19 protein-coding genes are annotated in these 23,917 nt (G+C 71.3%); 14 read left to right on the top strand and 5 right to left on the bottom strand.

Going from position 1 to position 23,917, the window contains the following annotated elements; genetic code table 11:
* Positions 1-127: 127 nt before the first annotated feature.
* From IF11_RS0113740 to IF11_RS0113710, 7 genes are all read left to right on the top strand, one after another.
* On the top strand, positions 128-2,263 hold the full coding sequence (locus tag IF11_RS0113740; RefSeq protein ID WP_030351836.1) for a putative bifunctional diguanylate cyclase/phosphodiesterase: 2,136 nt from the start codon (positions 128-130) through the stop codon (positions 2,261-2,263).
* 234 nt (positions 2,264-2,497) lie between these two features.
* On the top strand, positions 2,498-2,794 hold the full coding sequence (gene gatC, locus IF11_RS0113735) for an Asp-tRNA(Asn)/Glu-tRNA(Gln) amidotransferase subunit GatC (RefSeq protein WP_010984178.1): 297 nt from the start codon (positions 2,498-2,500) through the stop codon (positions 2,792-2,794).
* Positions 2,795-2,799: 5 nt separating this feature from the next.
* On the top strand, positions 2,800-4,311 hold the full coding sequence (gene gatA, locus IF11_RS0113730) for an Asp-tRNA(Asn)/Glu-tRNA(Gln) amidotransferase subunit GatA (protein ID WP_030351835.1): 1,512 nt from the start codon (positions 2,800-2,802) through the stop codon (positions 4,309-4,311).
* Positions 4,308-4,550, top strand: a complete 243-nt coding sequence (locus IF11_RS0113725; protein WP_030351834.1) for a hypothetical protein — start codon at positions 4,308-4,310, stop codon at positions 4,548-4,550. The genes gatA and IF11_RS0113725 overlap by 4 nt, the downstream gene beginning before the upstream one ends.
* A gap of 16 nt (positions 4,551-4,566) precedes the next feature.
* Positions 4,567-6,084 (top strand): Asp-tRNA(Asn)/Glu-tRNA(Gln) amidotransferase subunit GatB, encoded by a 1,518-nt coding sequence (gene gatB, locus IF11_RS0113720; RefSeq protein WP_030351833.1) that lies wholly within the window; start codon positions 4,567-4,569, stop codon positions 6,082-6,084.
* Positions 6,085-6,271: 187 nt separating this feature from the next.
* The gene (locus IF11_RS0113715; protein ID WP_037727687.1) at positions 6,272-7,528 is read left to right on the top strand and encodes an SLC13 family permease; all 1,257 of its coding nucleotides are present in this window, start codon (positions 6,272-6,274) and stop codon (positions 7,526-7,528) included.
* An 80-nt stretch (positions 7,529-7,608) separates the two neighbouring features.
* A complete protein-coding gene (locus IF11_RS0113710; protein ID WP_030351831.1) occupies positions 7,609-8,040 on the top strand; it encodes a universal stress protein in 432 nt (143 codons plus the stop codon).
* A gap of 54 nt (positions 8,041-8,094) precedes the next feature.
* Here IF11_RS0113710 and IF11_RS41585 read toward each other — a convergent pair whose 3' ends face one another.
* Both IF11_RS41585 and IF11_RS0113700 read right to left on the bottom strand, forming a co-directional pair.
* Complete coding sequence (locus IF11_RS41585) at positions 8,095-9,843, bottom strand: serine/threonine protein kinase (protein ID WP_030351830.1); 1,749 nt, start codon at positions 9,841-9,843, stop codon at positions 8,095-8,097.
* Positions 9,844-10,070: 227 nt separating this feature from the next.
* Complete coding sequence (locus IF11_RS0113700; protein ID WP_030351829.1) at positions 10,071-10,688, bottom strand: TetR/AcrR family transcriptional regulator; 618 nt, start codon at positions 10,686-10,688, stop codon at positions 10,071-10,073.
* Positions 10,689-10,806: 118 nt separating this feature from the next.
* Between IF11_RS0113700 and IF11_RS0113695 the strand changes: the two genes are divergently transcribed.
* From IF11_RS0113695 to IF11_RS0113665, 7 genes are all read left to right on the top strand, one after another.
* A complete protein-coding gene (locus IF11_RS0113695) occupies positions 10,807-11,718 on the top strand; it encodes an alpha/beta fold hydrolase (protein ID WP_030351828.1) in 912 nt (303 codons plus the stop codon).
* A 200-nt stretch (positions 11,719-11,918) separates the two neighbouring features.
* Positions 11,919-14,099 carry a phosphocholine-specific phospholipase C gene (locus IF11_RS0113690; protein WP_030351827.1) on the top strand — a complete coding sequence of 727 codons (2,181 nt, stop codon included), beginning with the start codon at positions 11,919-11,921 and terminating at the stop codon, positions 14,097-14,099.
* Between the two features lie 119 nt (positions 14,100-14,218).
* Complete coding sequence (locus tag IF11_RS0113685) at positions 14,219-16,537, top strand: MMPL family transporter (RefSeq protein ID WP_051745865.1); 2,319 nt, start codon at positions 14,219-14,221, stop codon at positions 16,535-16,537.
* A gap of 8 nt (positions 16,538-16,545) precedes the next feature.
* Positions 16,546-17,106: a GNAT family N-acetyltransferase gene (locus IF11_RS0113680; protein WP_030351825.1), complete on the top strand. Its 561-nt coding sequence runs from the start codon at positions 16,546-16,548 to the stop codon at positions 17,104-17,106.
* 108 nt (positions 17,107-17,214) lie between these two features.
* A complete protein-coding gene (locus IF11_RS0113675; protein ID WP_051745864.1) occupies positions 17,215-17,865 on the top strand; it encodes a hypothetical protein in 651 nt (216 codons plus the stop codon).
* Positions 17,866-18,089: 224 nt separating this feature from the next.
* Positions 18,090-18,263 (top strand): hypothetical protein, encoded by a 174-nt coding sequence (locus IF11_RS41285; protein ID WP_165840658.1) that lies wholly within the window; start codon positions 18,090-18,092, stop codon positions 18,261-18,263.
* A gap of 52 nt (positions 18,264-18,315) precedes the next feature.
* Positions 18,316-21,363, top strand: a complete 3,048-nt coding sequence (locus IF11_RS0113665) for an AAA family ATPase (RefSeq protein ID WP_078490660.1) — start codon at positions 18,316-18,318, stop codon at positions 21,361-21,363.
* A 34-nt stretch (positions 21,364-21,397) separates the two neighbouring features.
* Here IF11_RS0113665 and IF11_RS41280 read toward each other — a convergent pair whose 3' ends face one another.
* From IF11_RS41280 to IF11_RS0113650, 3 genes are all read right to left on the bottom strand, one after another.
* Positions 21,398-21,571, bottom strand: coding sequence for a DUF6191 domain-containing protein (locus IF11_RS41280; protein WP_165840657.1), 174 nt, complete (start codon positions 21,569-21,571; stop codon positions 21,398-21,400).
* A 38-nt stretch (positions 21,572-21,609) separates the two neighbouring features.
* Positions 21,610-22,746 (bottom strand): PQQ-dependent sugar dehydrogenase, encoded by a 1,137-nt coding sequence (locus tag IF11_RS0113655; RefSeq protein WP_030351822.1) that lies wholly within the window; start codon positions 22,744-22,746, stop codon positions 21,610-21,612.
* 153 nt (positions 22,747-22,899) lie between these two features.
* Positions 22,900-23,895 carry an aldo/keto reductase gene (locus tag IF11_RS0113650; RefSeq protein ID WP_030351821.1) on the bottom strand — a complete coding sequence of 332 codons (996 nt, stop codon included), beginning with the start codon at positions 23,893-23,895 and terminating at the stop codon, positions 22,900-22,902.
* Positions 23,896-23,917 lie beyond the last annotated feature (22 nt).

The raw sequence follows: 23,917 nt of genomic DNA, 5'->3' as shown, positions 1-23,917 counted from the left end.
CGTTTCGCGGCCTACTGTTGGAGAGGTGCGCCTGTCGTCAACGGCTGAGTGGTGTGATTCCGGCCGTGTGTGCATGACAACGTGACATCGTGTGGCATCGGCTTCGCCGGCTGTGAGAGGGACGGGAATGAAACCGACCGAGAGCGCCGCCCCGGTCTCACCCCCGCGCGGATTCGCGCGAATTGCGGGCCTTGCGGCCAGGACGCCCGCTCTTGTGGTGGGATTCGCCGTCGTCGTCCTGGCGACGGGACTCTTCCATACGGTGCGCGACGGCCACGCGCTCTTCCCCGGTGGCACATCGGGATGGGCCCTGGCCGTGCTGACCGGCATCATCGTGGGCCATCTGGTCGCGCTCGGCCGGGACCGCTGGTGGGGAGGCACGGGCTCCGGCGCCGCCCTCACCCTGGCCGTCCTGCTGCTCTACGGCTGGGTGGCGGCCGGACTGGTCTCCCTCGCCGTTGTGGTGCTGGTCGGGGTCGCCCGCAGACACCGCTGGCGGCTGGGCGTCCTGCACGGCGCGGCGGACATGCTCGGCATAGGCGCCGCCGCGCTCGTGCTCGCCCTGTTCGGTGTGGTCCCCACCGTCGAACACCCCTGGCAGCCGCTCGACTGGGGGTTCGTCAGCGTCGTGGAAATCGCGCTGGCCGCCGCCGCCCATCTCGTGGTCACCCGGCTGCTGCTCTGGTACGCGCTCTCCCCGCAGGGCGGCGGGCTGCCGACCGTCGCCCGAACGGCCCTGTACCGGCAGGGTCTGGTCGCGGTCGCCCTGCTCGGTATCGCGCCGCTGATCTGTGTGGTCGCGGTCTCCCTGCCCGTTCTGCTGCCGCTCTTCTCGATCCCGCTGATCGCCCTCGACTCCACGCTCTGGATCGCCAGGGCGCGCGCCGAGGAGCAGCTGCGCGACCCGCTCACCAAACTGCCCAACCGGCAGTGGCTGCTGGAGCGCACCTGGTCCGCGCTGGAGGAGGCGGAGGGGCTGGGCGCCAGGGCCGGACTGGTCCTGATCGACCTCGACCGGTTCCGCTCGGTCAATGACACGCTCGGTCACCTCGCGGGAGACCGGCTGCTGTTGCAGATAGCCGACCGGCTCCGGCTGGCCCTGCCACGCGGCGCCGAGGCCGCGCGGCTCGGCGGCGACGAGTTCGCGGTGCTGCTGCCGACCTGCGACTCCACGACCAGCGCGCAGCGCGTCGCCCGCCATCTGGTGGCCGAGCTCTCCTCGCCGCTGGACCTCGACGGGCTGACGCTCGTCCTGGAGGCGAGCGCCGGAGTCGCCGTCTATCCCGAGCACGCGGTGGACGCGGAAGGGCTGCTGCGGCGCGCGGACGTCGCGATGTACCAGGCGAAGCGGGACCGTACGGGCGTCGAGGTCTACGAGTCCAAGCGGGACTCCAACACCCCGGACCGCCTCGGGCTGCTGGGCGATCTGCGCCGCGCGCTGGACGCGGGCGAGGTGGAGCTGCACTACCAGCCCAAGGTCCGCTTCGACGGCCAGGTCGCCGGGCTGGAGGCGCTGGTGCGCTGGGTGCACCCGGAGCGCGGCCGGGTCCCTCCCGACGACTTCATCGCGATCGCCGAGTCCTCCGGTCTGATGCCTCATCTCACCGAGTACGTACTGGAGATGGCTCTCGCTCAGGTCGCCCGCTGGCGGTCCCAGGGCCTGATGGTGCCGGTGGCGGTCAATGTCTCCCCGCGGGATGTGCACACCCCCGGTTTCGCGGGCGCGGTGGCGGCGAGGCTGGCCCGGCACGGCGTACCGGCGGGCTCCCTCCAGCTGGAGATAACGGAACACGTCCTGCTGGAGGACCCCCAGCGCGCGGCCGACACCCTCGCGGGCCTGACCGGGCACGGCGTGAAGATGTCCCTCGACGATTTCGGTACGGGGTACTCCTCCCTGGTGCATCTGCGGCGGCTGCCGGTCAGCGAGCTGAAGATCGACCGCTCCTTCGTGGCCAGACTCGCCGTCGACACCGAGGACGCGGAGATTGTGCGCTGCACGGTCGATCTGGCGCACTCACTGGGTCTGCTGGTCGTCGCGGAGGGCGTCGAGGACGACGAGACCTGGGAACGGCTGCGGGATCTGGGCTGCGACGCGGTACAGGGCTGGCTGGTGGCCGCCGCGATGCCGCCGCACGAGGCGACGGCCTGGCTGCTGGCCAGGGGCGAGCGCGGCTGGCAGCGCCCGGCGGAGCTGGAGGCCGCTCGCGCCCGCGAGCTCGCCGTCGAGCGCGCGAGGGAGCAGTCGGGCCAGGTGGTCCAGTGACGGCCGCCGGGCGCGCGCGGCCTGTCGGGTGACGCCTGCCGGGCCGGCCGTCCGCTGACGAGAACAGGCCGCGGTGAGGGTGTGCGGCGGCACCCGGGACGGGGTTCCGGGGCCTCCGGGACGAGGTTCCCGGGGCTTCCCGGACGGGGCGAGGGCAAACCGTTTCGTGGCCAGGGGTCCCGGCCCCATAGGATTGGGCCAAAACCAATCACACTCACCCCTGAGGATCGCTGCATGCCTGGCATTACGCGCGAGGAGGTCGCCCACCTCGCCCGGCTGGCGCGTCTGGAGCTGAAGGCCGAAGAGCTTGATCACTTCGCCGGACAGCTCGACGACATCATCGGCGCGGTCGCCCGCGTATCCGAGGTAGCCGACCAAGACGTACCGCCGACCTCCCACCCGCTGCCGCTGACCAATGTCATGCGCGCGGACGAGGTCCGTCCGTCGCTCACCCCCGAGCAGGCGCTCTCCGGCGCCCCTGCCCAGGAGCAGCAGCGTTTCAAGGTGCCGCAGATCCTGGGGGAGGACTAACAGCCATGACGGTCAACAGCAAGATCGAGAACTGCGTCAAGCTCACCGCCGCCGAGATCGCCGAGAAGATCGCCTCCGGCGAGCTCACGGCCGTCGAGGTCACCGAGGCCCATCTCGCCAGGATCGAGGCCGTCGACGAGAAGGTCCACGCCTTCCTCCATGTCGACCGCGAGGGCGCGCTGGCCCAGGCCCGCGCCGTGGACGCCAAGCGGGCGGCGGGCGAGAAGCTCGGACCGCTGGCCGGTGTCCCGCTCGCGCTCAAGGACATCTTCACCACCGAGGGCGTGCCGACCACCGTCGGTTCCAAGATCCTCGAAGGCTGGATCCCGCCCTACGACGCGACGCTCACGAAGAAGCTCAAGGCGGCCGACGTCATCATCCTGGGCAAGACCAACATGGACGAGTTCGCCATGGGGTCCTCCACGGAGAACAGCGCGTACGGCCCCACCGGCAATCCCTGGGACCTGACCCGGGTGCCCGGCGGCTCCGGCGGCGGCTCGTCCGCCTCGCTCGCCTCGTACCAGGCGCCGCTGGCCATCGGCACGGACACCGGCGGCTCCATCCGCCAGCCCGCCGCCCTGACCGGCACGGTCGGCGTCAAGCCGACGTACGGCGGGGTCTCCCGCTACGGCATGGTCGCCTTCTCGTCCTCCCTCGACCAGGGCGGTCCCTGCGCCCGTACGGTCCTGGACGCTGCCCTGCTGCACGAGGCGATCGCCGGCCACGACCCGCTCGACTCGACCTCCATCGACGCCCCGGTCCCGCCGGTCGTCGAGGCGGCCCGCAACGGCTCGGTCGCCGGGATGCGCGTCGGCGTCGTCAAGCAGTTCCGCGGCGAGGGCTACCAGGCCGGTGTCGTCCAGCGCTTCGACGAGTCCGTGGAGCTCCTCAAGGGGCTCGGCGCCGAGATCGTCGAGCTGGACTGCCCGTCCTTCGACCTCGGCCTCGCCGCGTACTACCTGATCGCGCCGTCCGAGTGCTCCTCGAACCTCGCCCGCTTCGACGCCATGCGCTACGGCCTGCGGATCGGCGACGACGGTACGAGGTCCGCCGAGGACGTCACGGCCCTGACCCGCGAGGCCGGCTTCGGCGACGAGGTCAAGCGCCGCATCATGCTCGGTACGTACGCGCTCAGCTCCGGCTACTACGACGCGTACTACGGCTCGGCGCAGAAGGTCCGCACGCTCATCACCCGGGACTTCGAGAAGGCGTTCGAGCAGGTCGATGTGATCGTCTCGCCGACGACCCCGACCACCGCCTTCCCGATCGGCGAGCGCGCCGACGACCCGATGGCGATGTATCTCGCGGATCTGTGCACCATCCCGACCAACCTGGCCGGTAACGCCGCCATGTCGCTGCCCTGCGGCCTCGCGCCGGAGGACGGCCTCCCGGTCGGACTGCAGATCATCGCCCCCGCCATGAAGGACGACCGGCTCTACAAGGTCGGTGCCGCCGTCGAGGCGGCCTTCGTGGAAAAGTGGGGCCACCCGCTGCTTGAGGAGGCTCCGTCACTATGACCAGTGCAATGAGCAAGGCCAAGGGCTTCAAGAAGTCCAAGACCGGCACGTACCTGTCGATCGGGACCACCGCGTTCGGCGCGATCAGCGTCGTCAAGCAGGCCAGGACGGCCCGCAAGGACCATGACACGCTCCGGCTGGTCGACGCGGTCGTCTCCGCCGCCGCCATCGTCACGGGCGTCGCTCTGCTCCTGCGGGAGCTGAAGCGCCTGGGCGACGACGACGTCCTGCTGGGCTGAGAGGGAAAGTTTCACCGTGACTGTCACTGAACTCGTGCCGTACGAGGACGCCCTCGCGACGTACGACCCCGTCATGGGCCTGGAGGTCCATGTCGAGCTCGGCACCAGGACCAAGATGTTCTGCGGCTGCTCGACCGAGCTGGGCGCCGAGCCCAACTCGCAGACCTGCCCCACCTGTCTGGGCATGCCGGGCTCGCTCCCGGTCGTCAACGCGATCGGCGTCGAGTCGGCCGTGAAGATCGGCCTCGCGCTCAACTGCGAGATCGCCGAGTGGTGCCGCTTCGCCCGGAAGAACTACTTCTATCCGGACATGCCGAAGAACTTCCAGACCTCCCAGTACGACGAGCCGATCGCCTTCAACGGCTATCTGGACGTCCAGCTGGAGGACGGCGAGATCTTCCGCGTCCAGATCGAGCGCGCCCACATGGAGGAGGACACCGGCAAGTCGCTGCACGTCGGCGGCGCCACCGGCCGGATCCACGGCGCGTCCCACTCCCTGCTCGACTACAACCGCGCGGGCATCCCGCTCATCGAGATCGTCACCAAGCCCATCGAGGGCGCGGGCGAGCGGGCCCCCGAGGTCGCCAAGGCGTATGTCGCCGAGCTGCGCGAGCTGATCAAGGCGCTCGACGTCTCCGAGGCCCGGATGGAGATGGGCCAGATGCGGTGCGATGTGAACCTCTCGCTGCGCCCGCACGGGCGGGAGAAGTTCGGTACGCGCTCCGAGACGAAGAACGTCAACTCGCTGCGCAGCGTGGAGCGCGCGGCCCGCTACGAGATCCAGCGCCACGCCGCGGTGCTGAACTCCGGCGGCACGATCATCCAGGAGACCCGCCACTTCCACGAGGAGGACGGCTCCACCACCTCGGGACGGGTGAAGGAGGAGGCCGAGGACTACCGGTACTTCCCGGAGCCCGACCTCGTGCCCATCGCCCCGCCCCGTGACTGGGTGGAGGAGCTCAGGCAGGGGCTGCCCGAGCTGCCGCGGGTCCGGCGCAACCGGCTCCGCGAGGAGTGGGGCGTCTCCGAGCACGACATGCAGTCGATCCTCAACGCGGGCGCGATCGAGCCGATCGTCGCCACGATCGACGCGGGCGCCCCGGCCGACCAGGCCCGTAAGTGGTGGATGGGCGAGCTGGCCCGGCACGCCAACGAGTCGGGCCGCGCGCTGGACGAACTGCCCATCACCCCGCAGCAGGTCGCGCGGGTCGCGGAGCTCGTCACCTCCGGCGATCTCAACGACAAGCTGGCCCGTCAGGTGCTGGAGGGCGTGCTCGCCGGCGAGGGCGACCCGGACACCGTCGTGGAGAAGCGCGGACTCAAGGTCGTCTCCGACGAGGGCGCGCTCGGCGCGGCCGTGGACGAGGCCATCGCGGGCAACGCGGCCATCGCCGACAAGATCCGCGCTGGCAAGGTCGCCGCGGCGGGCGCGCTGGTCGGCGCGGTCATGAAGGCCACGCGCGGCCAGGCGGACGCGGCGCGGGTGCGTGAGCTGATCCTTGAGCGGCTCGCCCCGGCTGACGCCGGTTCGTAGGCTCGAATCCACGCCACTGGGGGCGGCGCACCTGACGGGTGCGCCGCCCCCGCGCGTTCGTCGCGGCCTCGTTCCCGAAACACCGAAACGCCGAAAGCACCCGAAGCACCCGAAGCACCCGAAGCCCCGAAGCACCCGAAGCAGAGGCCCGGCTCTTCCCAGTGAATGCCCGTGAACGTGAACACCCGTGAACTCCGTCGTCGCTGAGGTCGTCTCCGTCGGGCTGCTGCTCGCCGTGCTGGCGTTCGCCGTCGTACGGCCGCGCGGACTGCCCGAGGCGGTCGCGGCCGTGCCCGCGGCGCTGCTGGTCATCGCCCTCGGCGTGGTCTCGCCCGAGGAAGCCCGGACGCAGACGTACACGCTGCTGCCCGTCGTCGTCTTCCTCGCGGCGGTGCTGGTGCTGGCTCAGCTCTGCGACGAGGAAGGGCTGTTCACGGCGGCGGGCGATCTGGTGGCGCGGTTCTGCGGCGGCCGGCCGCAGCGGCTGCTCGGCGGGGTGTTCGCCGTCGCCGCCGTCATCACCGCCGTACTGAGCCTGGACGCCACGGTGGTGCTGCTCACTCCGGTCGTCTTCGCGACCGCCGCCCGGGTCGGTGCCCGGCCCCGGCCGCATGTCTACGCCTGTACGCATCTGGCGAACTCCGCGTCCCTGCTCCTGCCGGTCTCCAACCTGACCAATCTGCTGGCGTTCACGGCGAGCGGGCTCTCCTTCACCCGGTTCGCCGCGCTGATGACGCTGCCGTGGCTGGCCGCGATCGCCGTCGAGTACGCCGTCTTCCGCCGCTTCTTCGCCGCCGATCTGGCCGCCGGGGCGCACCCGCCGAGGACGGAGGAGCGGCGTGAGGTGCCGGTGTTCACGCTGGTGGTGCTGGGGCTGACCCTGGCCGGGTTCGTGGTCACCTCGTTCGCCGGGATCGAACCGCTGTGGGCGGCCGTCGCCGGCGCGGCCGTCCTCGCGGCCCGCGCCCTGCGGCAGAAGCGGACGACCCTCACGAGGCTGGTCAGGGCCGCCTCCCCGCTGTTCTGTCTCTTCGTCCTCGCGCTCGGCGTGGTCGTCAAGGCGGTCGTCGACAACGGCCTGGACACGGGGATCAGCCGGCTGCTGCCGGACGGCTCTTCGCTCCCCTCGCTGCTGGCGATCGCGGCGATCGCCGCCGTACTGTCCAATCTGATCAACAACCTGCCGGCGATCCTGGCGCTGCTGCCGGTCGTCGCGCCCGCGGGTCCCGGTCCGGTGCTCGCCGCGCTGATCGGCGTCAACCTCGGGCCGAATCTCACGTATGTCGGTTCGCTCGCCACCCTGCTGTGGCGGCGCATCCTGCACGAGCACGACACGGCGCCCGCGCTGGGCCACTTCACCCGGCTCGGTCTGCTGACCGTCCCCGCCACTCTCGTCGCCTCGACCGTGGCGCTGTGGGGCACACTGCGATTGATCGGAGGCTGACCGCTGTGACCGTACCCCCGACCGGTCCACCGAGGACCGGCCCCGAGAGGACCGGCCCCGCGAGGACCGTTCTCGTCTGGATCACCGAATCCACCTGGCCCGCCTGTGTCGACGCGGCGCGCGAACGCGCCCCGCACGACGCTGTGGTGCTGCTCCATGTCAGCGACGACGAGATCGCCGCCGCCGCGCACCAGGCCTATACGGGGCTGCTCGGCCGCGGCCACCGTCCGGACCGCGACCCGGGCGCCCGGCTCGAAGCCCTCGCGGGTACGGCCGCGGCCGACCTGCTGGAGGCCGCCGCGCACCGGCTCGGCCGGCCCTGCGAACTGCTCGACCACCATGGGCGCGTGGAGCACGAGGTGGTACGCGCGGCGGCCGGCGCGGCGCTGCTGATCTGCGCGCGCGACGGGGAGCGCGACCACCCGGGGCCGCACAGCCTGGGCCGGGCGACCCGGTTCGTGGTCGACCACGCGGAGTGCCCGGTGCTGCTGGTGTGGCCGTACGGGGAGTAGGGCGGGCGGGACTTCTGAAGAGGGCCGGGCCCGGTCGCTTTCTCAGCTCCCTGGTCACTTCCGCAGGGTGGGAGTGCCCAGCGCGACCGTGCCCGCGTTACACGCTTCCGTGTCCGTCGCGGTGTACGAGATCACCAGCCGCAGCCCGTTCTTGACGGTGAGGGACGGCTTCCGCGGCTTGCCCAGCTCGATCTTCTCGTCGAACAGGGACGTCCCGTCGAGCGTGATACGGAGCCGGGCGGTGTACTCGACGCTGTTGTCGTCGATGCCCGTGACCAGATCGAGGGTCGACCAGGCGCGGCCGAGATTGAACTCCATGTACCCACCGCAGTCGGCCTCCGAGACAAAGGCGTCGCTGTGGCCCTGGCTGTTGATCACCGCCTCTTTGACCGAGAACGTGTCGTCGCCGTCGATCTGTTCGAAGCCGGTGAGCGACACGGCGTCGGCGCCGGCCACGCTCCCGGGGTCGGCCGACTCGCCGGGGCTGCCGCTCGCGGACGGGTCCGGGGCCGCGGGGCCGGCGGTCTCCGTCTCCGTCGCCGTGACGGTCTCGGTGACCGAGGGCGCCCCGTTGTTCTTGTCGTCGCTCCCGGCCGACATCGACTGGACGCCGATCACGGCGAGCGCGCCCGCCAGTGCCACCGCGAGCACGGCGACGGCCGGGCGGCGCTTTCTGGGCGGGGCGGGGGTGATGACGAGCGGGCCCGGCCGGAGCTCGGGGGAGACCCGGCGGGGCGGTACGGCGTCCTGCACGGAGTGGACCGGGGGAGGCGCGGGGGCGGGGGCCGGCGCGGGCTTGGCGGGCGGTGTGAGTGGTGGCGGTGGCGGTGGCGCCGGCAGGGGCGGGACCGGGGGAGCGGAGGTCACGGTCGGAGCGGAGGGTGTGGCGGAGGGTGTGGCGGAGGCGGAGGACGTGGATACCACCGCGTCCCGTACGTCCTTCAGCCATCCCGCCAGACTCTCCGGCCGCTGCTCCGGAGCCGTCGCGCAGACGGCGAGCACGCGTTCCTTGCGCTCCGGAGGGAGCGACGAGAGCTGCGGCAGCGCCCGTATCGCGTGGCGCAGTTGCTCCGGCGTGTTCGGCGGCGCCTGGCCGCTCAGCAGGAAGTACGCGATCGCCCCGAACGCGTACCGGTCCGTCGCGGGGGTACGCCTGCCGTCGAACACCTCGGGGGCGGCGTACCCGGGCGTGAACCAGACCTCCGCCGTCTCGTGGTCCGCCGTCAGCTTGCTCAGGCCGAAGTCGACGAGGGTGGCCTGACCATGGCCGTCCACCATGACATTGCCGGGCGACAGATCGCCGTGGACGACCACGCGGCCGGAGGTCGTGGCCCGGCCGGAGTGCAGCCAGTCCAGTACGTCCGCGAGCTGGGCGAGCGTCGCCATCACCTCGCGCCGCTCGGCGGGCGTCGTGAGGGTCCGCTCGAACCGCCAGTCGCGCAGATCGACGCCCTCGACATGGTTCATCACCAGCGCGAGCGCCCGGCCCGACACGGTGGAGGCACCACCGGGCCCATGGATCGGCGCGCCCTCGAAGTGCTCCCGCACCCCGACGACACCCGGCCGGTTCGCGAACCGCAGCAGCTCGGCCTGCTCGTTCCACTTCGTGCTCAGCCGGGCGAACTGCCCAGGACTGAGCGCGGCCTTGGAGTCGAGCACCTTGACGACCACCGTCTCCGGCGCCCCGTCCAGCTCGAACTCCGCCCGGTACAGCACGGCTTCGCCCCCGCGCCCGATGGAGCTGAGCAACCGGTAGCGGTCCGGCGCCGTGTCCGGTCCGATGTGGTGTGCCGCACTGTTCACCTGTCCCCCAGTCAGCGCGAGTTGCCCGGTAACCGGACGTATCCGGCGTTACGGCCGACCGCCAGTCTGTGCGGCCCCGAACACCCCGGTCAACGAAGAGCCCGCGCCCGCTCGGCTTCCGCCCGGCATTCGCCCAGATCCCGCCCTGGCGGGGTCTTTCGCCCCGCCCTGACGCCGCTGGGCGCCGCCTCTCGCCGTGCGTTGAAGGAGGTCGTCGGCGCCCGTGCTCACCGCCTCGGCTCACCGCCCTGGAAGACGCGGTCCAGATGGTGTTCCAAGACCGCGGTGGCCGACTCGGGGCTGCGCTGCCCGACGAGGATGCCGGTGCCGAGTCCCGCGGACATGGCGAGCAGTCCCGCCGCCTCCAGTCGTGGGTCCACGCCGGGCCGGAGGAGTCCGGCCTCCCGTGCCTGACGGAGGAGTGCGGTCACGGTGTCCTCGGCGGCGTCGGGGTCCTTGATGAAGGGCTGGGCGGCGAGTGCGGGGTCGTTGACGGCCAGCATGGCGTACGAGGTCAACACGGAGTGGAACGTGCGGCTCTCCTCGTCCGTGGGCAGGGCCACCATCAGCAGCGCCTCGATCGTGGCGCGAGGTCCGGGGGTGTCCCCGGTGGCCTTGAGCCGGGCGGCGACCCGCTCCCCGAACCTCTCCGTCAGATGCTGGAGCCCGAAGAGCAGCAGCTTCTCCTTCGTCTCGAAGTAGTACTGCACCAGCCGCAGTGACACACCTGCCTCGGCCGCCACATCGCGCATTCCCACGGTATGCAGCCCGTGCCTCCCGGCGACCCGGACGAGCGCCTCGGCGATCTCCGTACGGCGCTCCGCATGATCCACGCGCTTGGGCATCGGCCTGTTCTCCGCTCGTCGTTCCGCTGGTACGCCCCTGCCGGGACCCGTTGATGGTACAGCTGTACCATTTTCGTGGTACGTTCGTACCGTAAAAAATCCGGACCCGGAGGTGCCTGTGCCCGAAACCGCTGCCCGTCCTCAGGCCGACGTCGGCCGCTACGTGAGCGAGGCCTGGCGTGACCGCTACTTCGCGGCCTGCGAGGCCGTCTACGCCCTGGGGGCACCGGCGCTCGCGGAAGAGGACGTGGAGACCTCCTTCGGCACCACGCACGTCTACCGTTACGGCCCCGCAGACCCCGCCGCCCGGTCCCGCACCCCCGTCGTCCTGGTGCACGGGGCGGGCTCCTGCTCCGCCATGTGGTACCCGAACACCCCCGCGCTCAGCGCCGACCGCCCCGTCTACGCCGTCGACACCCCCGGAGACCCCGGACGCAGCGTCCAGCGCGAACCCATCCACCAGCCCGAACGGGCCGCGCAGTGGCTGGACGAGACGCTCGCCGGGCTCGGTCTTGACCGCGTCCACCTCGTCGGCATCTCGTACGGAGGCTGGCTCGCACTGAACCAAGCGCACCGCGCACCCAGCCGCCTCGCCTCGGTCACGCTGCTCGACCCCGGCGGCTTGGAGAAGGTGGGCCTGCGATTCTTCGGCTGGATTTTCCTCAGCCTGTTCGCGACCTCCGCTCCCAAGGCCCTCCGTCCACGACTGGCGGCCTGGCTGGAGCAGCCGGTCCTCGTCGTGCCGGAGCTGCGCACCATGATCAGAACAGCCGTCCGCGCCTACCGCATACGCCGTCCGGCCCCTGTCCCCCTGACCGACGACGAACTGTCCACCATCCGCACCCCGCTCTACCTCGCGCTCGGCAAGCGCAGCCTGCTCGTGCACCCGCGGCGGCAAATGGAGCGCGTACCCCGCCTGATACCGGGAACCCGGGCAGAGATCATCTCCGGCACGGGGCACGGACCGCAGATCGACCACGCGGACGAGGTCAACCACCGGATGCTGGACTTCATGGACTCCGTCGACTGACTTCGGTCGACAGAAGACGTAGTACCGGATAGGACCGAGACCGCATCCGGCCCGTCCCGAAGCCATGACCGGAGGGCTCCGCGCGGCGGGCCGGAGCGTGGTGACGCAGTCGCCCCGAAGCCGCGGCTCCCCACCGACGTTCACTCCTCGGCCGTTGCCGGGTCTTCTCGCGGACACCGGACTTCATTACCGTCCCCGGCATGTCTCCGGAGATATCGCGCAGAAAAATGCTCGCCCTCGGCACCGGCGCCCTGGGTGCGGCGGCGGTGGGGTCGGTGCTGCCTCCGTCCCTGCAGGCCGCGCTGGCCGCCGAGCCGGCTGACGGCGGGATGCGGGCGATCAAGCATGTGGTGATCCTCATGCAGGAGAACCGCTCCTTCGACCACTACTTCGGCACGCTGCGCGGGGTGCGGGGCTTCGGGGACCGTAACGCCGTCGAGCTGCCGTCCGGGAAGCCCGTCTTCGAGCAGCCGGGGCCGCTCGGGACCGTGCTGCCCTTCCCCGTCCGGGACGCGGCCGAGACGCAGAAGAAGGACCTCCAGTACATCGGGGACCTGGACCACTCCTGGAACGGCGGGGCAGCGGCCTGGAACAACGGGTGGATGGACCGGTGGGTCTCCGCCAAGACCGCCGCCACCATGGCGTACTACGACCGCCACGACCTCCCGCTGCACTACGAGCTGGCGGACACGTTCACCGTCTGCGACGCGTACCACTCCTCCGTCCATACGTCGACGAGCCCCAACCGCAACCATCTGTGGAGCGGCTGGTCGGGGTACGAGGCCGACGGGCGGCGGGCCGTCGGGAACGACGCGTACGACGAGGGCACCCACCCCGGCTATCCGTGGCCGACCTACGCCGAGCGGCTGGAGAAGGCCGGGCGGAGCTGGCAGACGTACACGGAGTGGGAGAACTTCACCGACAACAACATCGAGTTCTTCACCACCTTCAAGGACATCGCCCGCAAGGCGCTCACCGTGGCGCGTGCGCTGCCGGGCCGGCCCGGGGCGGCCGGCTTCACGTACATGGAGGCGTTCTACGCCGCCGTGCGTGACACCGAGGACGCCGCCGAGCGCGAGCGGCTGCTCGCCGCGCTGGAGGAGGGCGTCGCCGCGCTGTCCCCGTACGAGCGGTCGCTCTTCGAGCGCGGGCTGCGCCGGGTCGAGAGCGGCACCCTGGCCGAGCGGTTCCGGGCCGATGTGGCCGCCGGGACGCTGCCCGAGGTGTCCTATCTGGTGCCCTCGGCGGTCGACTCCGAGCATCCCGGATCGTCGTCGCCGATCGCCAGCGCCACGCTCGTCTACAAGGTGCTCGACGCGCTCGGCGCGCACCCCGACGTGTGGCGGCACACCGTCGTACTGATCAACTACGACGAGAACGACGGCTTCTTCGACCACGTGCCGCCGCCCGTGCCGCCCGCCGAGGGCCCCTCCGGCTCCGCCGAGCGCTGGCAGGGCCGGCCGACCGGGCTCGGTATGCGCGTGCCGCTGCTGGTCGTCTCGCCCTGGACCGTCGGCGGCTATGTCTGCTCGCAGGTCTTCGACCACACCTCCGTGATCCGCTTCCTGGAGAAGTGGACCGGGGTGGACGAGCCCAACATCACCGCGTGGCGGCGCAATGTCACCGGCGATCTGACCTCCGCCTTCGACTTCCAGCGCGGCCGCAGGCTCCCCGAGGTCGAACAGCCGGGGGCGATCCCGCCGTTCACCGGCCGCTGGCGGCCCGTACCGCCCGCCGAGCAGCGGATGCCCGTACAGGAGAAGGGCGTGCGCCCGGCCAGGCCGCTGCCGTACCAGACCGACGCGTACGGCCGGGTCGAGGACGAGCGTGCGGGGCGGGTGTTCAAGGTCGCGCTCAGCAACACCGGGCGTGCGAGCGCGCACTTCGCGCTCTATCCGTACGCCGGCGAGTTCGCGATCCCGCAGCACCGCGATGTAAGGGGCACGGCGCAATGGCGGGTACCCCTTACCGGGCTCACCGGTGACGCGTACCGCTTCACGATCACCGGGCCGAACGGTTTCCGCCGTGAGTTCGCCGGACCGGTGGCCGGACACGGCGCGGAGGTCTCCTCGACCGTCGACCACCACGACCGCGATCTCCATCTCGATCTGCGCAACAGGGGCGACCGGCCGATCACGTTCACGGTGCGGCCCCTGGGCTATGTCGACGAGGCCGATCTCGACGGCTGGACCCGGCAGATCACGGTGAAGCCGGGGCGCGGCCGGACCGTCGTGCACTCGGCGGCGGACGCGCACGGCTGGTACGACATCGAGATCACCGCCGACAGCGACAGCGAGACCGACAGCGACAACACCGGCACCGGTTTCCGTCGCCGTCTGATGGGCCACATCGAGAACGGGCGGGTCAGCGTCTCCGGCTGAGGGCCGGAACCGCCCTGAGTTCCCGGGTCCGCGCACTGTGAGTAAACCCACCAAACGGACAATCGATCACTAATCGCTGCGACAGTGGATCTCCCACCAGTGACGCAGGGAGCGATCCGTTGGCAGCCATCGCGCGGTGGTGCATCAGGCACCGTCTCCTTGCCGTTCTTCTCTGGCTGCTCGCCCTCGGCGGTGTCTCGACCGCCGCGGGCGTGCTGGGCTCCTCGTACTCCAACGACTACGAGGCGCCCGGCACCGAGTCGGGCCGCGCCGCCCAACTGCTCAACGACGGCTTCCGGGGGCTCGGCGGCGACGACAACACGATCGTCTGGCACGCGGACCGCACCGCCGGCACCGGTCCGGGCTATGGATCCGTCCGTACGCCCGAGGTCAAGCAGCGCATGGGGGAGATGCTCGACAAGGTCGGGAAGCTGCCCGGCGTCTCGTCCGTCGCCGGCCCTTACGCGCCCGACGGCGCCGCACAGATCAGCACGGACGGACGGACCGCCTACGCGCGGATCACCTTCGAGCGGCCGACCGACCAGATCCCCGTGTCGCAGGCCGAAGCGGTGGTCGACACCGCGAAGGCCGCCGCCGACAACGGGCTGGACGTACAGCTCGGCGGCAGCGCCGTCGCGCTCACCGAATCCACCTCGGCGCACATCGCCGAGATCGTGGGCGTGGCCGTCGCCGCCGTCGTCCTCTTCCTCGCCTTCGGCTCACTCGCGGCCAGCATGCTGCCCCTGGCCACCGCGCTGGTCTCGGTCGGCACCGCGTACGGGGGCATCGCGCTGCTCGGCCATGTGATGACGGTCGCGGACTTCGCGCCGATGCTCGGTCTGCTGATCGGCCTCGGAGTCGGCATCGACTACGCGCTGTTCATCGTGACCCGGCACCGTACGGGTCTCAAACGCGGTCTGAGCGTCCATGAGGCGGCGGTCAACGCGGTCGCGACCACCGGCAGAGCCGTCGTCTTCGCCGGGGCCACCGTCTGTATCGCCCTGCTCGGCATGCTGATCCTGGGGCTGAGCTTCCTCAACGGTGTCGCGATCGCCGCCTCCCTCACGGTCGTCCTGACCGTCGCCGCGTCCGTGACCCTGCTGCCCGCCCTGCTCTCGTACATCGGTACGCGGGCGCTGAGCCGGCGCGAACGGGCGCGGCTGGCCGCGCACGGACCCGAGCCGGCCCGGCCCACGACCTTCGCCGCCCGCTGGTCTCTCTTCGTCGAACGCCATCCCAAGCTGCTCGGCGCCGTGGCCGCCGCGGTGATGCTGGTCCTCGCCCTGCCCACGTTCTCGCTGCATCTGGGCACCTCCGACCAGGGCAACAACCCCGCCTCCACGACCACCCGGCAGGCGTACGACCGGCTCGCGGAAGGGTTCGGCCCCGGCGTCAACGGCCCGTTGACATTGGTCGCGCACCTGGACGGTGCCGACGACCGGCTCGCCATGGACCAGCTGCCCAGCACGCTGCGTACGACGGAGGGCGTCGCCTCCGTCGGCCCGATCACGTTCAACGGCAGCGGCGACACGGCCGCGCTCACCGTCGTACCCGATTCGTCGCCCCAGTCGCGGGACACCAGCGCACTGGTCGACCGGCTACGTACGGACGTGCTGCCCGAGGCCGCGGCCGGCACCTCCCTGGACGTGCACATCGGCGGACTCACCGCGAGCTATGACGACTTCGCGGAGATCATCATCGGCAAACTGCCGCTCTTCATCGGGGTGGTCATCACCCTCGGCTGTCTGCTTCTACTGCTCGCCTTCCGGTCCGTGGGCATCCCGGTCAAGGCAGCCCTGATGAATGTGGCCGCCGTCGCCTCGTCCTTCGGGGTCGTCGTCGCGATCTTCCAGTGGGGGTGGGGGAGCGAGCTGCTGGGGCTCGGCAGCGCGGGCCCGATCGAACCCTTCCTGCCCGTGATCATGGTCTCGGTGCTCTTCGGACTCTCCATGGACTACCAGGTCTTCCTGGTGAGCCGGATGTACGAGGAGTGGCTGGAGACGGGGGACAACCGACGGGCGGTCCGCGTCGGCCTCGCCGAGACCGGGCGGGTGATCAACTCCGCGGCGGTCATCATGATCTCGGTCTTCCTCGCGTTCGTCCTGAGCGGCGAGCGGGTCATCGCCATGTTCGGGATCGCGCTGGCGGCGGCGGTCGCGCTGGACGCCTTCGTCCTCCGTACGCTGCTGGTCCCGGCCCTGATGCATATGCTCGGCGGCGCCAACTGGTGGCTGCCGCGCCGGCTCGACCGCTGGCTGCCGCGGATCAGTATTGAAGCGCCCGAACGGCGCGGACATGCGAAGATCCCTGAGCCGCACGAGACCGAGGCCGACGGGACAGAGGCCGACGGGATAGAGGCCGGCGAGTCCGAGGCCAGTGAGACCGAGGACGGCGTGCTCGTGCGGCGAACACCCGCAAACCTGTTCACTCGTACGTAGGGGGCCCGATGTTCGCGATACCACTGGGTGACGGGGCGGAGCTGCGCCCGCTGGAACCATGGCGGGCCGAGGAGTTCCTCGCCCACATGGACCGCGCCAGGGATCTGGTCGATGAACACATCAAGCTGGCCTCCGCCGTCACCGATCCGGTGTCCGCCCGCGCGCTGCTCACCTCGTACGCGGAGAAGCAGGCAGCCGACAGCGGACGGATCTACGGGATCTGGCTCGACTCCACCCTCGTCGGCGGGGTGCTGTTCCGTATCTTCGACGCGGCGACCGGCAACTGCGAGGTCGGCTGCTGGCTGGAGCCCGCCGCGACGGGGCGCGGTCTGGTCACGCGCGCGTCCCGGGTACTGATCGACTGGGCGGTGGAGGAGCGCGGGATACACCGCGTGGAGTGGCGGGTGTCGTCCGCCAACACCGCGAGCATCAAGGTCGCGCAACGGCTCGGCATGACACGGGACGGGGTGCTGCGGGAGAGCTCTCCGCACCGCGGCGTACGGCAGAACACCGAGATCTGGTCGGTCCTGGCGTCCGAGTGGCGCGAGCGGGCGGGCACCTCCGGCTGACCTCGCGGACCCTCGGCCCGGCCCTTCGGCCCGCCCTCGAAACGGTTTTCGACGGCGAATTTCGGCGTTCTCAGGAAGTTCTCAGACGGGGCCCCTAGCGTGCGCCGTATGAACCCGACCCCCGAGACCGAGACCGCCACCCCGACCACCGACCCGGAGACGGCCGGGACCGCCGCCTCCGGAGCCGAGGCGACGGCGGAGACCAAGACCGGCCCCAAGGCCGACCTCACGAAGGGGTCCGTCGCCGAGCACACCGTCCAGGACGCCACCCCGGCCGACGCCCTGGACGGCACCGGCACAGACGCCCACACGGGCGAGGACACCGACGACACCGACGACGCCGAGGACCTGGACGACGACGAACTCGCCGCGGCGAGCCGCCCGTCCGGTCTCGGCTCCGCCGCCGCCTCCATCGTCGCCGTCTGCCTCGGCATCGTCGCCCTTACCGGCACCTGGACCAGCCGGGTCCTCGCCGAGCGCCAGGGCCTGGTGGGACAGCTCAAGACCGGCCAGTCCGGCACCGCCGAGCAGCAGATCTCCGCGATCTACGGCGACGCCTGGCATGTCACCGCCGCGATCAACGGCGCCGTGGCCCTCGTGGCGCTGCTCATCGGAGTGATCGTGCTGACCCTGCCGCAGCGCACCGGCTGGGTGCGCCCGTTCGCGCTGGCCGGAGCGGTCCTCGGCTTCTTGGGGCTGCTGGTCTCCCTCGGCATGTACTTCGACCTCTTCGCGGCCCTGCCGACCGCCACCCCCTGAGCCCGCTCGCCCCCCCCGTAGACCGTTCTCCCGTCTCCCGGACAGGTCCTGAGGCCCGCGCGGTGTCACACCGCCGGGGCCTTAGGCCGTACGTGAGTCCCCACCGCTGTTTCTAAGGCACGCGGGTCGGCCAAGATGCGGCACTCTCCCGATGTGGCCGTACCCCCTGGGAGACGAAGGTAGAGGCATCACCAGACGCCAGAAACCTTCACCAGGGGGACCCGATGTTCGAGTACGAACTCCAGAAGATCAACGCGGCCGAGTTCATCCGCAGGGCCGACCATCAGCGGCTCGTACGGGAGATCCGCACCGCCCGCCGGCAGGCGCGGCGAGCGGCCAGGAAAGACCGGAAGGGCCGGGTGAGCACCCCGCACGACCGGTTCGCGCGCGCGGCGTGACCTGATGACCCTCCACCCGATAACCAGTGCCGCGCTGTCAGACCCCTGTGCGATGCTCGGGCCCGTGGAGAACAGGTCAGTCAGCCCCGTGTTCGTCGGCAGATCCGCCGAGCTCACCGCTCTCACCGAAGCGCTCGCCCGCGCCACCGCGGGCGAGCCGCAGGCGTTGCTCATCGGCGGCGAGGCAGGGGTCGGCAAGACGCGGCTCATCGAGGAGCTGCACGCGGTGGCCTGCGCCGAGAAGGCCGTCGTGGCGGTCGGCGGCTGCGTCGAAATAGGCGCGGACGGACTGCCGTTCGCGCCCTTCTCCACCGCGCTGCGCTCCCTGCGCCGCCAACTGCCCGACGAGCTGAAGGCGGCGGCCGAGGGCCAGGAGGACGAGCTGGCCCGGATCCTGCCCGAGCTGGGCCAGTCGGACCGCGGCGCGCTCGGAGAGGACGGCACCGCCCGGCTCTTCGAGCTCACCGCGCGCCTGCTGGAGCGGCTGGCGGCCGACCGTACGGTCGTGCTCGTCCTGGAGGATCTGCACTGGGCGGACGCCTCCACCCGCCATCTCCTCGCCTATCTCTTCCGCGCGCTGCGCCGCGGCCGGCTCGTCGTGCTCGCCACGTACCGCGCGGACGACATCCACCGCCGCCACCCGCTGCGCCCGCTCCTGGCCGAGCTGGACCGGCTGCGCTCCGTGCGCCGTATCGAGCTCTCCCGCTTCAACCGCGCGGAGGTACGGAGCCAGCTCACGGGCATCCTCGCGGCAGAACCGGACCCGGCCCTGCTGGAGCAGATCTTCGAACGCTCCGACGGCAACGCGTTCTTCGTGGAGGAGCTGGCCTGCTCCATCGGGACGGGGTGCAGCACCGGTCTGAGCGACTCCCTGCGCGATCTGCTGCTCGTCAGGGTCGAGGCGCTGCCGGAGGACGCCCAGCGGGTCGCCAGGATCGTCGCCGAGGGTGGCACGACCGTCGAATACCGGCTGCTGGCGGCCGTCGGCCGGCTCGCGGAGGACGAGCTGATCGAGGCGCTGCGGGCCGCCGTCGGCGCCAACATCCTGCTGCCCACGGCGGACGGCGACGGCTACCGCTTCCGGCACTCCCTGGTGCGCGAGGCGGTCAGCGACGATCTGCTTCCGGGCGAGCGCTCCCGGATCAACCGCCGCTACGCCGAGGTGCTGGAGACCAATCCCTCGCTCGTACGGGCCGATGAGCGCACCACCCGCCTCGCCAGCCACTGGTACCACGCGCATGACGCGGCCAAGGCCCTCCCCGCGGTGCTGAGCGCCGCCGTGGAGGCGCGCCGGCGCTACGCGTACTCCGAGCAACTGAGGCTGCTCGAAAGGGCCATGGAGCTGTGGGACGACGCCCCCGAGGAGGTACGTGGCACGCTGCGGCCGCCGGACGACGTCGAGGTCTATCCGCCCTGCGGCGGCGATCCGACCTCCCCGCCGCTGCGCTATCTGGATCTGATGGCCGAGGTGACGGTCGCCGCCCGCTTCGGCGGTGAGCGCGAACGCGCCCTGGCCATCTCCAAGAAGGCCCTGCGGATCCTGGAGGGCGAGGACGGCGGGAAGGATCCGCTGCGCGCCGCCTGGTTCTGGATCCAGCGCTCCCGGCTGACGCAGGACCTCACGCGCGGCGACGGCTGGCAGGAACTGGCCACCGCCCAGGAGCTGGTGCGCGGGATGCGGCCGTCCGCCGTGCACGCGGAGGTGCTCGCCGCGGTCGCGAACTGGGGCGCCCTGCACCAGCCGGGCCCCGACAGCCTGGCCGCCGCCGACCGGGCCGTGGAGTACGCCAGGCTGGTCGGCGCCGAGCTCACCGAGCTGCACGCCCGCCTCACCCGCGGCTGGCTCACCGCCGACGCGGGCGGCGTCGAAGAGGGAATCGCCGAGATATACGAGGCCCGCGACCGGGCCGTCGAGCTGGGCGCCGCCGGGATCCTGGGCCGGGCCAGCATCAATCTGCCGTCCACGCTGGAGAGCATGGGCCGCTCCGAGGAGGCGGTGACCGCCGCCGAGCAGGGCATTGCCTTCACCCATCGGCGGGGGCTCGCCGACACGGAGGCCTGGGTGCGCCACAACCTGGCCCACTCTCTCTTCTCCCTCGGCCGCTGGACCGAGGCGGACGCCGTCCTCGACGACACGGTGGAGCTCGCCCAGTCCCACAAGCCACGCGGTCTGATCGCCGGACGCCGCGCCGAACTGGCCCTGGCCCGCGGCGACTTCGACGAGGCGCACCGCCAGGTGGAGCTGACCCGGAGCTTCTTCGGCACCCATGACTTCCAGCCACAGCACCTCATACCGCCGGCCCGGCTCGCGATGTGTATCGCCGCGCGGCGCGGCGCGCTGGCCGACGCCAGGGCCGAGTTCGAGCGGATCACCGAGCACGGCTTCCCGCCGGGGACGCGGCAGTACGCACTGCCGTTGCTGTGCGCGGCTGCCTCGATCGAGGCGGACACCAGAGGGCTGCCGGACGCGGACGCCGGACGGGCGGCGGTGCTCACGGCCATACGTCTCCACGCCAAGCGGATGCCCACGCTCGTGCCCGTCTGGCACGCGTACGGGCTCATGCTGGAGGCCGAGCTGGCGCGGGCGGAGGGCAGAATGGCGCCGGAGCTGTGGGCGCGCGCCGTCGCCGCCTTCGAGGCGACGGAGCGACCCTTTGAGCTGGCGCTCGTCCGGCAGCGCTGGGCCGCCGCTCTGCTGGACCACCACGCCGACCGCGCCGAAGCCGCCGACCTGCTCGTCCTCGCCCACACCGCGGCCCGCGGCCTGGGCGCGCGCCCGCTGACCGAGGAGATCGAACTGCTCGCCGGCCGGGCCCGGATCAGTATCGCGCCGACGCCCGCCGGTATCCGTAAGGCCCCGGGCTCCGCCCCGGACCCGGACCCGGCGCGCTCACTGGGTCTGACCCCCCGGGAACAGGACGTCCTGCGGCTGGTCGCCGCCGGTCACAGCAACCGCAGGATCGCCGAGGAGCTGTATATCTCGCCCAAGACGGCGAGCGTCCATGTCTCCAACATCCTGGCCAAGCTGGGGGTGTCGGGCCGTACGGAGGCGGCGGCCCTCGCCCACCGGCTGCGCCTCTTCCCCGACCAGGCGGCGTAGGGCCCGCGATTCCGCGGCGCAGGGCCCCGTTCCGTCACTCCTCCTGCTGGGCCGGCAGCCTTATCGTGACCTTTCCCGAGGCGAGGTCTATCGGTCCCCGGCCCGGATCGTTGTCATCGACATCGACCCGGGTCAGCTCCAGTCTCTTCCGTTCCTCGTCGGTGTGCTTGCGGCCCGGGGCGAAAAGCTCCTCGATCAGGTTGAACACGGACTGCTCACCCTCTTCACACGCGTCGGCGCGTATCGCTACGCGACCTCCAGCAGGAGGATCCTGTCGTCCCCCGGCTTCGGTGTGCCCCGGCCATCCGTATTGCTGGTCATCAGCCACACCTTGTCGCCGCCCACCGAAAGCACCGTGCGCAGGCGGCCGTACTCACCCTTCAGGAACGCCTGAGGGGCGGCCGCGGATTCCCGGCCCGCCAGGGGAATCCGCCACAGCCGCTCGCCGCGCAGCGCCGCCATCCAGATCGAGCCCTCCGCGTACGCGATACCGCTCGGCGACGCCTCGTCCGGCCTCCACTGGACGACCGGGTCGACGAAGCCCGGCTTATGGGCCTTTCCCTCCTCGTCGGGCCAGCCGTAATTCTTGCCCGGCTCGATGAGATTCAGCTCGTCCCAGGTGTCCTGGCCGAACTCCGAGGCCCACAGCCGCTTCCCGGAATCCCAGGCGAGACCCTCTACATCGCGGTGGCCCACGGAATAGACGACCGAATTCGCTTCCGGATTGCCGTACGCGGGCTCGCCGTCCGGAGTCATCCGCAGGATCTTGCCGGCCAGCGACTTCTTGTCCTGCGCGAGGCCCTTTTCACCGGTCTCGCCCGTGCCCGCGTACAGCATCTTGTCCGGGCCGAAAGCGATCCGGCCGCCGTTGTGGATATGGCCCTTCGGAATGCCACGCAGCACCGTGTCCGGCGCTCCCAACTGCTGCCCGGCCGGCTTCTTCTCGTCGTAGTACATCCGCGCGATGCGATTGTCCGACGCGGTCGTGAAATACGCGTACACCTGATGGTCCGAGGCGTACGAAGGAGAGAGCGCGATGCCCAGCAGCCCGCCCTCGCCCCCCGGGGAGACCCCGGGTACCGAGCCGATCACGGTCTTCTTCCCGGTCTCCGCGTCCACCCGGGTGATGGTCCCCTCGTCGCGCGAGGACACCAGCGGATCACCGTCCGGCAGAGCGGCCAGTCCCCAGGGGGACTTGAGCCCTTCCGTCAGGGTGGACACCACCTTCACCGAGCCCTTGGCGGGCGCGGCCGACGGGCTCGGCGCCGCGTCCCGCGATGCCGCGGCGGCCGGGGCCGTGGTCGCGCTCCGGCCGGGCACGGGAACCGTACCGTCGCCGGAGGAGCATCCCGTTAAGACGAGGAGGGAGACAGCGGCCACCATGGCCGTCACTGCTGAACGTTGCACGGTTCCATCCCTTCGAATGCTGCGATTCCCTGCGCTGATTCACCTGAGCTTCACCGCTACCGCTGTGCCTTACGGTTACCGCACCGCGGCTGTTCCTCCCCCACGGCCGCCCCGAAGCCACGGCCGCGCTCAGTCCCACGATTCCCTTACCGGCGGCAGCTCCGCGATCTCGGCCAGATCCCGCGCCGTCAGCGTCAGCTCCGCCGCCCGCGCGTTCTCCACCGCCCACCGCTCCCGCTTCGTCCCCGGCAGCGGCACCACATGCCGCCCCCGGCTCAGCACCCACGCCAGCGCCACCTGCGCCGGGGTCGCGCCGTGCCGCGCCGCGATCCGCCGCAGCCCCACCACCAGTGGCTGGTTCGCCGCCATCATCTCCGCCGTGAACCGCGGATGCCGCGCCCGTACGTCATCCGGCTCAAAACCCTGCCCCGGCGTGAGCGTGCCGGTCAGAAAGCCATTGCCCAGCGGCATCGCCGCCAGGAACCCGATACCGCGCGCCTCGCACCACGGCAGCAGCCGCTCCAGCGCCTCCGGCGACCACACCGAGAGCTCCGCCTCCACCGCGCTCACCGGAAACACCTGCTGCACCCGCTCCAGCTGGCGGATCGTCGACTCGTGCAGATGCGCCCCCGATCTGCGCCGGGACGCGCGCGCCCCCACCGCGCACAGCCCGAGCGCCCGCACCTTCCCCGCGGTCACCAGCTCCGCCATCGCGCCCCAGGTCTCCTCGACCGGTATCTCGGGATCGGCGCGGTGCAGCTGGTAGAGATCGATCACATCGGTCTGGAGCCGCCGCAACGAGGCGTCGCACGCCCGCCGCACATACCCGGGGCGGCCGTTGGCGACGATGTGCTGATCACCGACGAGCAGTCCGCACTTGGTCGAGACGAAGACATCCGCGCGCCGCTGCCCGAGCACCCGCCCCAGCAGCAGCTCATTGGTGAAGGGGCCGTACATGTCGGCCGTGTCGAGCAGGCTCGTACCGGCGTCGAGCGCCGCGTGCACCGTACGGAGCGAACGGTCGCCGTGCTGCTGCGAGCCGGTGTAGGCCCAGTGCATCGGCATACAGCCGAGGCCGATCGCGCCCACTTCGAGCGCCGCCGCACCGATTGTCCTGCGCTCCAACGCCGTACCCCTCCTCGTGCCG

This window comes from Streptomyces scopuliridis RB72, assembly GCF_000718095.1.
Taxonomy (GTDB): domain Bacteria; phylum Actinomycetota; class Actinomycetes; order Streptomycetales; family Streptomycetaceae; genus Streptomyces; species Streptomyces scopuliridis.
This window is presented reverse-complemented; position numbering and strand designations above follow the sequence as displayed.

Excerpts from the sequence above, each read along its gene's own strand:
- IF11_RS0113675 (WP_051745864.1), top strand. The coding sequence starts at position 17,215 with ATGAACCCGACCCCCGAGACCGAGACCGCCACCCCGACCACCGACCCG.
- IF11_RS0113690 (WP_030351827.1), top strand. The coding sequence starts at position 11,919 with ATGTCTCCGGAGATATCGCGCAGAAAAATGCTCGCCCTCGGCACCGGC.
- IF11_RS0113655 (WP_030351822.1), bottom strand. The coding sequence starts at position 22,746 with ATGGTGGCCGCTGTCTCCCTCCTCGTCTTAACGGGATGCTCCTCCGGC.
- IF11_RS0113665 (WP_078490660.1), top strand. The coding sequence starts at position 18,316 with ATGCTCGGGCCCGTGGAGAACAGGTCAGTCAGCCCCGTGTTCGTCGGC.
- IF11_RS0113725 (WP_030351834.1), top strand. The coding sequence starts at position 4,308 with ATGACCAGTGCAATGAGCAAGGCCAAGGGCTTCAAGAAGTCCAAGACC.
- gatC (WP_010984178.1), top strand. The coding sequence starts at position 2,498 with ATGCCTGGCATTACGCGCGAGGAGGTCGCCCACCTCGCCCGGCTGGCG.
- IF11_RS0113740 (WP_030351836.1), top strand. The coding sequence starts at position 128 with ATGAAACCGACCGAGAGCGCCGCCCCGGTCTCACCCCCGCGCGGATTC.
- IF11_RS0113680 (WP_030351825.1), top strand. The coding sequence starts at position 16,546 with ATGTTCGCGATACCACTGGGTGACGGGGCGGAGCTGCGCCCGCTGGAA.
- gatA (WP_030351835.1), top strand. The coding sequence starts at position 2,800 with ATGACGGTCAACAGCAAGATCGAGAACTGCGTCAAGCTCACCGCCGCC.
- IF11_RS41285 (WP_165840658.1), top strand. The coding sequence starts at position 18,090 with ATGTTCGAGTACGAACTCCAGAAGATCAACGCGGCCGAGTTCATCCGC.
- IF11_RS0113700 (WP_030351829.1), bottom strand. The coding sequence starts at position 10,688 with ATGCCCAAGCGCGTGGATCATGCGGAGCGCCGTACGGAGATCGCCGAG.